Source organism: Flavobacterium stagni (assembly GCF_004122105.1).
In the GTDB taxonomy this organism is placed as follows: Bacteria; Bacteroidota; Bacteroidia; order Flavobacteriales; family Flavobacteriaceae; genus Flavobacterium; species Flavobacterium stagni.
The window spans coordinates 95,970-110,131 of sequence record NZ_SBKN01000003.1; the positions used below are offsets into that span (position 1 = coordinate 95,970).

Here is a 14,162-nt window from a genome sequence, read left to right on the forward strand (position 1 = left end):
TTTAAAAATTACCAATTCGGATTACATCAGCAAAAATTCCAGAAGCCGTAACCGCAGCTCCAGCGCCCGCACCTTTAATCAACAAGGGTTGGTCGACATAACGGTCAGTGTAAAATAAGACAATATTATCTTTTCCCTCCAAATTATAAAACGGATGCTCTTTGGGGATAAACTGCAATCCTACCGAAGCTTTTCCTTGGTCAAATTCGGCGACAAACTTGATGCGACAGTCTTTGGCTTTGGCTTCATCCAATAATGCATTGAAATGCGCTTCATGTTGGATCAATGAGGCAAAGAAATCGGGATTGTTGGTCGTTTGCATGCAGGCTTCCGGTAAGAAACAACGGTTGTCAATAGCTTCCATATTCATTTGATACCCACTTTCCCGAATGAGAATAAGTATTTTCCGGGCAACATCCACACCACTTAAATCGATTTTAGGATCGGGTTCGGTAAATCCTTGAATGCCCGCTTCTTTTACTACATCATGGAAACTGTAGGTCGAACTGAAATTATTGAAGATAAAATTCAAACTCCCCGATAAAACAGCCTGAATTTTATGCACTTTATCTCCGGAGGCGATGAGGTGTTTTAAGGTGTCAATAATGGGTAATCCGGCACCTACGTTGGTTTCAAACAAAAAGGGTGCATTGTATTGACGGGACAAGTCTTTGAGTTTGCGGTAATGCGGATAATCCGACGAACACGCAATTTTATTACAGGTTACAACAGCTACGGATTCTTTTAGAAAATGTTCGTACAACATCGCTACCGATTCATTGGCGGTATTGTCCACAAATATACTGTTACGCAAGTTGAGTGATTTTATATTAGCGATAAATTGTTTTGCATCTGCTGGTACTCCCTGTTCGAGTGCAGATTTCCAATCTTTTAAAGCAATTCCTTCTTCTTCAAAAACCATTTTCTTGGAATTGGCTAAAGCGACCACGCGCACATTCAGTTTCAAATTTTCTTTTAAAAACTTTTTCTGTTGGTGAATTTGATCCAAAAACTTTTCACCCACATTGCCAACGCCCATCACAAATAAATTCAACTGCTTCAGATTATCTTCAAAAAAGCGTTCGTGCAATGTATTCAATGCTTTTTTGACATCTTTTTCATTGATCACTACAGATATGTTTCGTTCGGAAGCACCTTGGGCAATGGCGCGAATGTTGACGTTGTTTTTTCCTAAAGTACTAAACATTTTCCCTGAAATACCCTGATGATTTTTCATGTTTTCACCCACTAAAGCGACAATGCAAAGTTCAGTTTCCACTTGGCAAGCATCTATTTTGCCTTGGGCAATTTCTAGTGCAAATTCAGTGTTAATTGCAGTTTGTGCTTTTGAGGCATCTTGCGTTTGAATCCCCACACAAATTGAATGTTCCGATGAAGCTTGGGTGATGAAAATTACATTGATTTGTTCGCGGGATAATACTTCGAATAAACGTTTGGACGAACCTGCAACGCCAATCATTCCGGAGCCTTCCAAGGTTACCAAAGCAATTTTATCGATATGAGAAATGCCTTTGATGGGGTTAGTTACGCCTTCAGGATGGGCACATATGAAAGTGCCTTCTGCATCGGGTTCAAAGGTGTTTTTGATCCAAATCGGAATTTGGGATTTCAATACAGGTTGAATCGTTGGTGGATAGAGCACTTTGGCACCAAAATGCGACAATTCCATTGCTTCTTGATAGGAGATGGTTGCGATAGGTTGGGCTTGTTTGACCAGTTTTGGATTGGCGGTAAACATCCCGTTTACATCGGTCCAAATTTCCAAATCATTGGCTTGAATACCATTGGCAATTATGGCTGCGGTATAATCAGATCCGCCACGACCCAATGTTGTGGTATTGTTGTTTTTGTCGCGCGCAATAAATCCTGGTAATAGTGTAACTTTTTGATTGGATGATGAAAAGTAATCCTTAATTAAAGTATTGGTTGTTTCAAAATTCACTTGGGCTTTGCCGTAATTGGCATCGGTAACGATCAACTCCCGGCTGTCTTTGAAGTTGCTTTCCGGCAATTGGAGTTGCAGTGCTTTGGCTATAATTTGTGCGGAAATGAGTTCGCCCATACCCGCAATGGCATCGGTGGTTCTCGGACTTCTTTCCCCCAACAAATAACAGCCGTCCAATAAGGTTTTAAGTTGTTGTAATTCCGATTGTACAGACGCAATAATTTCTGCTTGTTCCACTGCCGGAATTAGTTCGTCAATAGCCGTTTTGTGTTTGCCTTCAATTTCTTGAAACAGTAAGCGGTAACCCGTGTCTTTTGCAGCTGCTTTTTCTGAAGCTTGCAACAGTAAGTCGGTTACTCCACTAAAAGCAGAAACCACCACAGCTAAACGGTCGTGTTTGGCTTTTTCTAAAATAATTGAAAGGCATTTTTGTATGTTGGCGGCGTTGGCTACTGAGGTTCCGCCGAATTTAAGTGTTTTCATGATAGGGTTTTAGGTTTCAAGTTTTAGGGGAACTGATAACAATGATTTTGTTTTGAATACAAGAGTTGGCATGCTTTTATCAAGCATCCGCGAAAGGACGATATGTGTACAATGAACCCCTTATGGGGTCGTGGTGGTGGTTGTGCCATAGAAAACAACAGCCGAAGTTGTGGCTGAAAAAGTATAAAACGTTGTTTTCGATGCTAATTTCATAAAGACAAAGTTAAAACATTGCATTTAATATCAAAGTTTGCTCGATACTTTTGCGAATATGATAGTGTTACATCGTTATCGAAAACTGATTTTTCAAGATTTGATTTTTAAAACTGAAGAATTTAAGGATATGCTAAAAAAATGTAGGGTATTTAGTTGCATATTCTCTTGGGTTTGTTGAATTTTGGGCACAAATCAAGCAATTATGGACACTATTCATTACATCAGTTCAGAAGTATTAACGCTGGAACAACTTCATGAAATCGTTTATCAAGGAAAAACCTTAGCGTTATCCGAAGATGCCAAAGTGAGTATTATCAAGTGTCGGGAGTATTTGGATGCCAAGATGGCGGCACAAAGCGAACCCATTTACGGAATCAATACCGGTTTTGGTTCGTTGTGCAATGTGAAAATTTCGAACGAAAACCTATCCCAGTTACAGGTGAATTTGATGAAGTCGCATGCATGTGGAACCGGCCCCGAAGTACCACATGAGATTGTCAAATTGATGCTTTTATTGAAAGTACAATCGTTGAGTTATGGACACTCCGGTGTGCAATTGGCCACGGTAGAACGCTTGATTGACTTTTATAATAACGATATCCTTCCCATTGTTTATGAACAAGGTTCGTTGGGCGCCAGTGGTGATTTAGCACCCTTAGCCCATTTGTGTTTGCCCTTGATTGGTGAAGGCGAAGTTTATGTGGATGGTTTCCGCCAACCTGCGGCTAAAGTGTTGCAAAACAGAGGATGGGAACCCATCGTTTTGCAATCCAAGGAAGGATTAGCGTTGTTGAACGGTACCCAGTTTATGAGCGCTTACGGTTGTTATGTACTTCTAAAAGCTCTAAAATATACTTACTTAGCGGATGTTGTAGCTGCCATTTCCTTGGAGGGTTTTGACGGTCGTATCGAACCTTTTGATGACTTGATTCATTACGTTCGACCGCACAAAGGGCAAGTGACCACGGCAGAACGCATGCGCGATTTGTTGGAAGGCAGCGAAATCATTGGGCAACCCAAACAACACGTACAAGATCCGTATTCGTTCCGTTGTATTCCACAAGTGCATGGGGCGAGTAAAGATGCCTTGGATTATGTGAAAAAAGTGTTTAAAACCGAAATCAATTCGGTGACCGATAACCCGAATATCTTCCGCGAAAGCGACAAAATTATTTCTGGAGGTAATTTCCACGGTCAACCGTTGGCTTTGGCGTTGGATTTTATGGGAATAGCCTTGGCCGAAATTGGAAACATCTCGGAACGCCGTACCTACCAATTGATCTCCGGTTTACGTGGATTGCCCGCTTTCTTGGTGAATGATCCCGGACTCAATTCCGGATTTATGATTCCGCAATACACGGCGGCGAGTATCGTGAGTCAGAACAAACAATTGGCGACACCTGCTTCGGTTGATAGTATTGTTTCCAGCAATGGACAAGAAGATCACGTAAGTATGGGATCCAATGCCGCCACTAAAGCTTTACGCATTGTGGACAATTTGGAGCGAATATTAGCCATCGAATTAATGAATGCTTCGCAGGCGATTGAATTCAGAAGACCACTTCGCAGCAGTGAATTTTTAGAAAGTTTCTTGAAATCGTACCGTGAAGAAGTGCCTCTGGTAGAAGTGGACCGCATTTTACATTACGATATTGAAAAATCGGTGGCGTTTTTAAGAAGTTTTGTCATTGATATAGAATAAAACCAAAGATTTCAGGTTTCTTCCACTTTTTCGGAAGAAACCTGATTCCTTTTACAAAGGATCTTCTTTTTTTCGAAACCAATCTCCAATGCGTTGCCAAAGATTTCGGGGTCCGTTGAACTCTTTTCCATCCACCCAAAAATGGCTTTTTTCTGAGAGATAATAGGCTTTTCTTCCGTCGGGATGTTCTGTTTTGGTACAACTCGTTAGCGGAAAACTCAATTCGTGTTCAAGGCCATTTTTTCTAAATTTCCCTTTGAAATAACCCGTTTCTTGCGTTGTCAACCCAATAAATTGGTAAATTTTATGGTTCCTGTTCTCATCCACAGCTGAAAAATCAGCATCTGTGAGTTCGACATCCAAACATGCAACATTTTTATAAAACGAAATTTCGATTTCCATTTCGGAAAATGGTCGGTTTTTATCAATGTTTAACCCGCGTTCTCCGGGCAAATAAATACAATTCATACCGACTTCATAGCAATTGGAATCCGGATTAAAACGCACAGGTACCGTTGTTTCCTCCCATCGTTTTTCGCCTTTTTCATTGAGAACCAAACGCCACACTTTCATATCGGGATCAAATTTTTTGCCTTTTGCCAAAGGAAAACAAAAGCGAGCGACGGTGTTGGGTGCTAAAGTTTTAAATTGTTCCTCGTTGGGCTCGAACAAATACATTCCTGCCGTTTTGATTAAATTTTCGTTGGTATCGATGGCAAAAACGCGATCGCGAATCATGTTTTTGGTATCAAAATAGGCCGCAATGTTTTTAAAATAGGGCGGAGCAAAATCAATCGTATCGACCCTTTCTTCTAATAGACCACAACCTCGAATGCGTCTATGTTCGACCATTACTCTGCGTTGGTGCGCATTATTTTCTACTTCCGAATAAATACCATTTCCATTCACAATGCATTGAAAATCGGCTTGACTTCCTTTGGTTTCCAAATAGTCCGACACCGCACACGCCCGTTGTTCTGAAAGCCATTCGTTGTAGGATAGCGGACCCGTTTCGTCGGTGTAGCCTGTAACAAGAAATTCATGTTTTAATCCGGTGCCTTTATCAAACGGAAAAAGCGAATCCAATTGTTGCCGATGTTCATTCGTTAACCGAAATTGGTTGGTGTCAAAGTAGACAATCACTGCTGATTGCTGGGTGTTATTTTGAGCCCAAGCTTGAAATAGTATGCTAGGGAGTAAGCAGAAAAAAAGATATTTCATGGGATGTAGCTTAACTTCGTTTAATAATTTTTCCATAGAAGATTTTTTCTTCAGTGGCGACTTTTAAATAATAAACCGCATTGGGTAAACCAGTAAGATCAAGCGTATATTCCGTAGCTTTATCGGTTTTGTAAAAAATCAATTTTCCTGTAGTGTCAAATAAAAAGACCTCATGGGCAGGAACGTCAATGCGAATAGTCACTAAATCAGTTGTTGGGTTGGGCGCATAGGTAAACGTTATGGATTTGTCTTTGGCGCTTTGTTCGTTCAGGATTGAATTTTGTGCAAAATCCTCTTCTTTTTGATCACAACGATTGACTGCACCAAATTGCTGAATAATTCGCAACAGTAATTCGTTGAGCATTTCCACTTTGGTGCTTTCTGCGGAAGGTGCAATGTGGTTATCTCCGATACCGCTATGGTTGGTTAACGTGAGGTACGTTCCATTGGTTTCCAAGGCCAAAGCTCGCATTAGATACTCGGTGGATTTATCGATTCCACTGGCCGCGAGCGGAATTATGCGAATCCCTTTTTCAGCGGCTTGACGGCCCAATTCGTGTAATTTTTTCACATTGGTTTCTGAATAATGGGGTGGTGCGTCCAAAACCACAAAAAGTAATTTTGAAGTTGCATCATCTTCCCAGCTCATTTGGTGGATGGCATTGTCTAAACCTTCTATTACAGCCTCGGGATAATCGCCGCCGCCGCCCGCATTTTGATTTTTGATAAAATCAATCACATTCGGAATATTAGCTGTAAAATCAAAATTTTTCACCACATAATCGTCACTAGTATCTCTGTAGAATAAACTGCTCATTTTCACTTCCGACTCGGGTAAATGTTGTTTGGTTTTTTCAATCACATCATACAATTCCGATTGCAAGTAGCTGATTTCGTCACCCATGGAACCCGTGGCGTCGATCATAAATCCGATATTGATTTTTACTTTTGAAGTACAATCTGTAGCGTAGGAGTAGGAGTTGATACCTTCGTGAAATTCTTTCGCATTCGCAACTAATACGGTTCCTTTTTCATCCGTGATTTGGAGTCCGCTCCCTGCATTAATACTCGTAGTTTCAGGAGTATTCCACAATTCAGCACGACCGGTATTGTCGGTTCGACTTACCCAAAGTGTTGTTTCACCCGATTTTAGGAAAACTTTTTTACTTACAATAGGAAAGCCTTTATCATTTTTTATAACCAATGAATACCGCTGTGTGGGACAGATTTTCCAGTAGTTTTTCCACTGATTCAATTCGCTTTCGGTGAGTCCTTGCCAATAGGTATAATGACTGAAATCATTAACTTCAGTAGCGGTGAGTTGGCCCGCCTTTGGACCTGTGGAACTTGAACCCGAAGTAGATGGGGCAGCAGCACTGAGCATTTCTTTATCACTTACAACGGATTCACTTACAGTTATACGTTCGACACTGCTGGTCATTTTACGTTTTACAGTGGGACTATAGCTTGTCACAACGACTTCAGATAATGTCATTGTATTTTCCTGTAAAACAAAATTCATAATAGGATGCGTTACTTTGATTTCACTAGTTTCATAACCAATATATTGAATCAACAAGATGTCGCCAATTTTCGCATCGATTCCGAAATACCCATCTAAATCTGTTTGTGCCGTGATGGTTTTTCCTTTGATTTGCACAGTGACTAAGGGAAGTGCATCATGTTTATCTGTGATACGTCCGATGACACTATTTTTATAGGGATTTTTATAGCGCTCATGGTCGTTGGTAATTAATGCAAGCGGTTTTTTATTGTAACGTTTGTATTTACGATTGGCGCGTTTATTTTTTTGTGCCGCTTTTTTTTCACTTTTGCGGGCATCTTGTTCGCGTTCCTTAACTAATTTGTCAATTTTGATGCTACAAAAATGGGTGTTCGAAACATTCACAATGTATTTTTCACCTTCATAATAGAATTGAAGGGAATTGCCTAAATCTCCTTTAATTTCAAAAGTGCCTTCTTTTGAAGTGAGTGTTGCATGATTATTAGTTAAATTGTAAATTTCTAGGGAAGCTATGGCATCGGGATTCGAACTTTCGATTTTTCCACGAATGGTTTGTCCGAATGAAAATTGGCATAAAAATAAAATAAGGCAAACGCTTATTTTAGCCAAAGAAAGGGTAGGGAATGGTTTCATAATGTCTCTTTTTAATAAAGAGCCCATTAGTATTGAAAAGGTTGGAAAAGGATAAAAAAAATAAAAAATTAAATTAAAATGATGCTAAGTATTCCAAGAATTGCGGGGACACTTTGCACATAAAAAATGCGTTTAGAAGCGGTTGCCGCGCCATAAATACCCGCGACAAATACACAAATAAGGAAAAATAAGGCCACATTTTTGGACCAAATTGGATCGGAAATGGCTAATGACCATAAAAGTCCGGCCGCCAAAAATCCGTTGTATAAACCTTGATTAGCAGCTAAAACTTTGGTTTTTTCAAACAAATCTTCGGGAATTGTTTTGAATACTTTCTTCGCTCGGGTCGTCCAAGCAAACATTTCCAACCATAAAATGTACGCATGTAATAGCGCGATTACAACGAGGATTATTTTTGTGATTATGGGCATAGGATTTTAATTTTCTAAAATTCTTTCAATTCGTTTGTCGGGAACCAACCAGATTAAGGCAACGATTATATAGATTGTTCCAGCAATCCAAGCATAGGAATTGGCAAATAATATAGCGCAGGCATACAGTATGACCGAACCTTTTCCTTTCCAATCTTTGCCTATAGCTTTAGCTAAAGCGGCTTCTTCTTTACCATGATGGTGAATAATGACATTTTGTAAAATGAAGTAGGCAATGGCATTACAAAGTAAAATGATACCATACAGCATCATCGGGAAGGCGGCAAAATTGTTGTCTCCCGCCCAAGCCGTCACAAAAGGAATTAACGAAAGCCAAAATAATAAATGCAAATTGGCCCACAAAATACTACCCGTTACTCGTTTTACCGTATGCAACATGTGGTGGTGGTTGTTCCAATAGATTCCCACATAAATAAAACTCAAAATGTAGGCAAAAAACTTAGGAAGCAGCGGTTGAATAGCGGCACAATCGATGCCTTCGGGAACTTTCAATTCCAGAACCATGATCGTAATGATGATGGCTAAAACGCCGTCACTAAAGGCTTCTAATCGGTTTTTGTTCATTTTATTTTAGAGTTTAGAATTTAGAATTTAGAGTTTAGAATTTAGAGTTTAGAATTTAGAGTTTAGAATGACAGTTCACGGATTACTGACCACTGATTACTGACCACTGATGACTGAACACTGATTACTGACCACTGTCACTACACATTCCCCAAAGTCTTATGAATTCTCCTTTTGTGTTTGGTTTGTTTTAATTGTGTATCACCTGATATCACGCTAATATTCCCATCGATTTCCAACATGGCTAAACGCACTTCCTGGTAGTGTTCGATTCCGTGTTCACGGATGGCTTCCATGAGTTCGTCGTGGGTTATTCCTAATTTCGCCAACGTTTTGAATTCTACAGTTCCGTTATGGACTAAAATTTCGGGTTTGTCTTGGACCAATTTTTTCAAAGCTGGAATGTAAAACATTAATTTTTTGAAAAAAAAGTTGATGATAAATAAAGCTAAGGCTGCAACTAAACCGCCAATCAAGCCGGTGTTACTGCCTACCATGGCATTTTGAACGGCATTACTAATCAATAAAATCAAAATGACATCTGCCGTATTGAGTTGTGATAATTCTTTTTTGCCAAAGAGCCGAATGGCGGCAATCATGAAAAGATAGACACAAACACTTCTAAAGATGATGTCAAAATATGCATTCATTGAACTTGAATTAGAAAATCGACGTTTCCTTGCCGTCTTTGTTTAAAGAATTCATGATAAAAAATACAATCAAAGCGACACAGTACAAAAAACCAGCAATTCCGAACATAATCATGGATTCTGGTTGATTGGTGAAATTGAAAACGATGCCCAAAAATAGAATCAATGTGGCTTTGGATGAAATAATTAACGAGGGGATATATTTTTTTTTCATACTAATTAATCGATGATTTGTACTTTCATTTCAATTTCAGAATTGGGAACATCTTTAATGTAGGTTACCAGTACCAATTCTTTTGCATTAATGCCAATAATTTTTGTGTAAACAACTAAATCTGATTTTAGAAACTCCTGCGTTTTTGGAGTGGGTGTCAAACTGTAGGTGCAATCATCAATCCAATTCACAATAAAATCCAATTTATCAGAAGTGCCCACAATTGATTCGGTTTGAAGTTTGCCTTTTCGCTCAATAAGGTAAGTCGTTTTTGATGCGGCATCCACTAATTTGAATTTACCATTACGATAAGCATTGCAATCTTTCTGCGCCATTAAAGAACTGCTTAACAAAATAAAGAAAAAAGAAAAGAGTAGACTTCGCATGATTAAAGAGGGAATAATGTTTAAAATTAGGGAATTAAATTGAAAACAATGAAATTCAAAGGCTTATTTCCATTTAATACTTTTCTCAATGGATTTAATCATCTCACCAGCGATGTCTTTGTTGGTAGCACCTTCAATTCCTTCTAGTCCGGGGGACGAATTTACTTCAAGCAACAACGGACCTTTCGACGAACGAATAATGTCGACCCCGGCCACTTTTAAATCCATGGCTTTGGCCGCTTTGATGGCGATACGTTTTTCATCGGGGGTAACTTTAACGACAGAAGCTGTTCCGCCCATGTGAATGTTGGCTCTGAATTCACCAGGAGCGGCTTCACGTTGCATGGCCGCTACCACTTTTCCATCCACAACAAACAAACGCAAATCTTTTCCGTCGGCTTCTTTGATAAATTCTTGAACCAAAATATTCGCATTCAAACTTTTAAATGCGTTAATTACGGATTCAGCGGCTTTTTTGGTTTCTGCTAAAACCACACCTTTACCTTGAGTGCCTTCTAATAATTTTACTATCAAAGGGGTTCCACCCACCATTTTAATCAAATCATCAGTATCCAAAGGCGAATTGGCAAATCCAGTTGTGGGAATATCAATGCCATGATGTAACAGTAATTGCAGGGAATACAATTTGTCACGCGATTGCGTAATGGCTTTCGCCGAATTTAAACAATACACTTTCATGGCTTCAAATTGACGGGTTAACGCACAACCATAAAAAGTGATACTCGGACGAATACGCGGAATAATGGCGTCAAAATTATCGAGTATTTTACCGCCACGGTAATGAATTTCGGGTTTGTCCGCATCCAATTTCATATAACATTCTTTGATGTTCAAAAAATGCATTTCATGCCCGCGTGCTTCTCCCGCTTCTATAATACGGCGGTTACTGTACAATTCGGGATTGCTGGCTAGGAGTCCGATGCGCAAGCCTGTTTTTTGTGCAACCGATTTCAGGTAAATTTCTTTTAAATATTCGGGAGTAGGTTCGCCCAACAAATACTTCTGCTCAGGATCGACCAAGATTCGTCCACTCATTGCTTCACGGCCCAATAACATGCGGAATCCCATGGAATCACGATTGGTTAACGTTACTTCTGCCGTCCATGATTCCTCGCCAATTTTTAGTTCAGTTTGGATGACATAACGCTGTTCACGGTAGCCGCTCGAACTTTTAACAATGCGTTTGTCGACCAGTTTGGCTTCACAATGAATGATGGTTTTTTGGTTTTTTTGAATGGGATTGATGTCAAATTTCACCCATGTTTCGCCATCCTTTTGAAATGGTGCAATGTTCAACGCATGCAGCGCGGACGTTTTTGCTCCAGAGTCGACACGGGCTTTAATGGATGGTAATCCTAATTCAGGAAATCCACACCATTCTTCAGAACCTAAGATGAGTTTTTGCATAATAAAAAGAAACCACGAATAAACGAAATAAATAGATTTCGGTCAATCGTGGTTTGTGTTTTAGGTTATAAAATTATTAATTCGTTGGTTCTTCAGTTTTTTGAACCGTAACTGTTAGTTCATCTGAGCCGTCTTCAATATCCATGAAGATTTCATCACCCGAATTAATTTTGGAAGTAATAATTTCTTCTGCTAAAGTATCTTCAACATACTTTTGAATCGCTCTTTTCAAGGGACGTGCTCCAAATTGTTTGTCAAAACCTTTGTCGGCAATAAACGCTTTGGCTTTGTCAGATAATTTCAATTTGTAGCCTAAATCAGCGATGCGAACATACAATTTGGCCAATTCAATTTCGATGATTTTATCGATATCTTCTTTTTCTAACGCATTAAACACAATTACATCGTCAATACGGTTTAGGAATTCAGGTGCAAATGTTTTCTTTAATGCATTTTCAATGATGCCTTTTGAATGATCATCGGCTTGTGCTACTTTAGCTGCGGTACCAAATCCGACACCTTGGCCAAAGTCTTTCAACTGACGCGCGCCCACATTGGAAGTCATAATGATGATGGTGTTTTTGAAATCAATTTTTCGACCTAAACTATCGGTCAAATAACCGTCATCCAAAACCTGAAGCATCATATTGAATACATCGGGATGCGCTTTTTCAATTTCGTCCAAAAGCACCACACAATAAGGTTTGCGACGCACTTTTTCAGTCAATTGACCGCCTTCTTCGTATCCTACGTAGCCTGGAGGTGCTCCGATTAAACGGGAAATGGCAAATTTCTCCATGTATTCACTCATATCAATACGCACCAAAGCATCTTCTGAATCGAAAAGTTCTTTGGCTAATACTTTCGCCAACTGCGTTTTTCCAACACCGGTCGATCCTAAGAAGATGAACGAACCAATAGGACGATTCGGGTCTTTTAGCCCGGCACGATTACGTTGGATCGAACGCGCAATTTTAAGTACCGCATCATTTTGACCAATTACCTTACCTTGAAGGAGTTCGGGTAAACTCGCTAATTTATTGCTTTCAGTTTGCGCAATGCGGTTCACCGGAATTCCGGTCATCATAGAAACCACATCGGCTACGTTATCTTCCGTTACTTGAACACGGTTGTTTTTAGAATCTTCTTCCCATTGTTCTTGAGCAATAGCTAATTCTTTTTCTAACTTTTTCTCATCGTCACGGAGTTTGGCAGCTTCTTCGTATTTCTGGCGTTTTACTACCGAATTTTTCAAATCGCGAACTTCTTCCAATTGACGTTCTAAATCCAAAATTTGTTTGGGCACATCAATATTGGTAATGTGCACGCGCGAACCCGCTTCATCCAAAGCATCGATAGCTTTGTCGGGAAGAAAACGTTCCGACATATAACGATCGGTCAACTTCACACACGCTTCGATAGCTTCTGGAGTATAGGTCACATTATGGTGATCTTCGTATTTGTTTTTGATGTTATTCAAAATGGTGATCGTTTCAGGAACCGAAGTAGGTTCGACAATTACTTTTTGAAAACGACGTTCTAAAGCACCATCTTTTTCAATATACTGACGGTATTCATCAAGCGTTGTGGCACCAATACATTGGATTTCGCCTCGTGCTAATGCCGGTTTGAACATATTGGAAGCATCCAAAGAACCCGTTGCGCCACCAGCACCTACTATAGTGTGAATTTCGTCAATGAATAAAATGATGTCGTCATTTTTCTCTAACTCATTCATGACGGCTTTCATACGCTCTTCAAATTGACCACGGTATTTGGTTCCAGCCACTAAAGAGGCCAAGTCCAAAGTAACCACGCGTTTGTTGAAAAGGATACGCGATACTTTCTTTTGAATGATACGCAAGGCCAATCCTTCTGCAATAGCAGATTTACCCACACCGGGTTCACCGATTAACAAGGGATTGTTTTTCTTACGACGGCTCAGGATTTGAGAAACACGCTCAATTTCTTTTTCGCGTCCTACTACAGGATCTAATTTTCCTTCTTCGGCCAATTCGGTCAGGTCGCGACCAAAATTATCTAAAACAGGAGTTTTTGATTTTTTATTGGATTTATTGGTGGGGTTATTAAAGCTGTCGCCTTTCATACCCTCATCTTGGCCGGAATCTTCATTGAATGATTCGTTTTTCGGCAAGTTTTCCATGAAATCTTCGTCTTTTGGAGTCATTTGCAAATATTGTTCTTTAGCTATTTCATAGTCGATTTTCAACTTATTCAATAACTTGGTTGTCGGATCATTTTCGTTTCTTAAAATGCACAATAATAGGTGTGCAGTACTGATGGACGTACTTTGAAAAACTTTCGCTTCTAAGAAAGTAGTTTTCAGAGCACGCTCGGCTTGTCGGGTTAAGTGCAGATTTTTCTTTTCAATGCTATGGTCTGCGGCCGGATTGGGCGGACTTAATACTTCGACTTTTCTACGCAAGTGGTCAAGATCTACGGAGAGATTATTGAGTATAGTGATGGCCTTTCCATTTCCGTCGCGTAAAATACCGAGCATGAGATGTTCAGTACCAATAAAGTCATGGCCTAAACGCAAGGCTTCCTCTTTACTGTACGTGATTACATCTTTGACGCGGGGTGAAAAATTATCATCCATAGGAATTCGATTATGGGTTTAGTAAAACTACTGATTTTTGTTGGCTTTTGCAAAAATCATTCCGTGGCAGTGCCTGTCAGTAAAATGACAAAAAAAAGCGCA

11 protein-coding genes are annotated in these 14,162 nt (G+C 39.7%); 1 reads left to right on the top strand and 10 read right to left on the bottom strand.

Translation table 11 applies throughout. The features are described from left to right. Window position 1 precedes the first annotated feature (1 nt). Window positions 2-2,449: a bifunctional aspartate kinase/homoserine dehydrogenase I gene (thrA, locus tag EQG61_RS06490; protein ID WP_129461105.1), complete on the bottom strand. Its 2,448-nt coding sequence runs from the start codon at window positions 2,447-2,449 to the stop codon at window positions 2-4. A gap of 418 nt (window positions 2,450-2,867) precedes the next feature. Between thrA and hutH the strand changes: the two genes are divergently transcribed. Continuing rightward, window positions 2,868-4,367, top strand: coding sequence for a histidine ammonia-lyase (gene hutH / locus EQG61_RS06495; protein WP_129461106.1), 1,500 nt, complete (start codon window positions 2,868-2,870; stop codon window positions 4,365-4,367). 51 nt (window positions 4,368-4,418) lie between these two features. Here hutH and EQG61_RS06500 read toward each other — a convergent pair whose 3' ends face one another. The 9 genes from EQG61_RS06500 to EQG61_RS06540 form a co-directional block, all read right to left on the bottom strand. Then, complete coding sequence (locus EQG61_RS06500; RefSeq protein ID WP_129461107.1) at window positions 4,419-5,624, bottom strand: OmpA family protein; 1,206 nt, start codon at window positions 5,622-5,624, stop codon at window positions 4,419-4,421. Further along, window positions 5,599-7,746, bottom strand: a complete 2,148-nt coding sequence (locus tag EQG61_RS06505; RefSeq protein ID WP_164974899.1) for a carboxypeptidase-like regulatory domain-containing protein — start codon at window positions 7,744-7,746, stop codon at window positions 5,599-5,601. Before EQG61_RS06505 ends, EQG61_RS06500 begins: the two co-directional genes overlap by 26 nt. A 68-nt stretch (window positions 7,747-7,814) precedes the next feature. After that, window positions 7,815-8,177 (bottom strand): DUF1304 domain-containing protein, encoded by a 363-nt coding sequence (locus tag EQG61_RS06510; RefSeq protein ID WP_129461109.1) that lies wholly within the window; start codon window positions 8,175-8,177, stop codon window positions 7,815-7,817. Between the two features lie 6 nt (window positions 8,178-8,183). Then, window positions 8,184-8,762: a TMEM175 family protein gene (locus tag EQG61_RS06515; protein ID WP_129461110.1), complete on the bottom strand. Its 579-nt coding sequence runs from the start codon at window positions 8,760-8,762 to the stop codon at window positions 8,184-8,186. Between the two features lie 140 nt (window positions 8,763-8,902). After that, a complete protein-coding gene (locus tag EQG61_RS06520; protein ID WP_129461111.1) occupies window positions 8,903-9,412 on the bottom strand; it encodes a DUF421 domain-containing protein in 510 nt (169 codons plus the stop codon). 10 nt (window positions 9,413-9,422) lie between these two features. Then, window positions 9,423-9,626, bottom strand: coding sequence for a hypothetical protein (locus tag EQG61_RS06525; RefSeq protein ID WP_129461112.1), 204 nt, complete (start codon window positions 9,624-9,626; stop codon window positions 9,423-9,425). Between the two features lie 5 nt (window positions 9,627-9,631). Beyond that, window positions 9,632-9,961 (bottom strand): hypothetical protein, encoded by a 330-nt coding sequence (locus EQG61_RS06530; protein ID WP_129461113.1) that lies wholly within the window; start codon window positions 9,959-9,961, stop codon window positions 9,632-9,634. Between the two features lie 114 nt (window positions 9,962-10,075). Further along, complete coding sequence (gene rimK, locus EQG61_RS06535) at window positions 10,076-11,440, bottom strand: 30S ribosomal protein S6--L-glutamate ligase (RefSeq protein ID WP_129461114.1); 1,365 nt, start codon at window positions 11,438-11,440, stop codon at window positions 10,076-10,078. A 76-nt stretch (window positions 11,441-11,516) separates the two neighbouring features. Next, on the bottom strand, window positions 11,517-14,060 hold the full coding sequence (locus EQG61_RS06540; RefSeq protein WP_129461115.1) for an ATP-dependent Clp protease ATP-binding subunit: 2,544 nt from the start codon (window positions 14,058-14,060) through the stop codon (window positions 11,517-11,519). Window positions 14,061-14,162: the final 102 nt, after the last annotated feature.

Excerpts from the sequence above, each read along its gene's own strand:
- thrA (WP_129461105.1), bottom strand. The coding sequence starts at position 2,449 with ATGAAAACACTTAAATTCGGCGGAACCTCAGTAGCCAACGCCGCCAAC.
- hutH (WP_129461106.1), top strand. The coding sequence starts at position 2,868 with ATGGACACTATTCATTACATCAGTTCAGAAGTATTAACGCTGGAACAA.
- EQG61_RS06500 (WP_129461107.1), bottom strand. The coding sequence starts at position 5,624 with ATGGAAAAATTATTAAACGAAGTTAAGCTACATCCCATGAAATATCTT.
- EQG61_RS06505 (WP_164974899.1), bottom strand. The coding sequence starts at position 7,746 with ATGAAACCATTCCCTACCCTTTCTTTGGCTAAAATAAGCGTTTGCCTT.
- EQG61_RS06510 (WP_129461109.1), bottom strand. The coding sequence starts at position 8,177 with ATGCCCATAATCACAAAAATAATCCTCGTTGTAATCGCGCTATTACAT.
- EQG61_RS06515 (WP_129461110.1), bottom strand. The coding sequence starts at position 8,762 with ATGAACAAAAACCGATTAGAAGCCTTTAGTGACGGCGTTTTAGCCATC.
- EQG61_RS06520 (WP_129461111.1), bottom strand. The coding sequence starts at position 9,412 with ATGAATGCATATTTTGACATCATCTTTAGAAGTGTTTGTGTCTATCTT.
- EQG61_RS06525 (WP_129461112.1), bottom strand. The coding sequence starts at position 9,626 with ATGAAAAAAAAATATATCCCCTCGTTAATTATTTCATCCAAAGCCACA.
- EQG61_RS06530 (WP_129461113.1), bottom strand. The coding sequence starts at position 9,961 with ATGGCGCAGAAAGATTGCAATGCTTATCGTAATGGTAAATTCAAATTA.
- rimK (WP_129461114.1), bottom strand. The coding sequence starts at position 11,440 with ATGCAAAAACTCATCTTAGGTTCTGAAGAATGGTGTGGATTTCCTGAA.
- EQG61_RS06540 (WP_129461115.1), bottom strand. The coding sequence starts at position 14,060 with ATGGATGATAATTTTTCACCCCGCGTCAAAGATGTAATCACGTACAGT.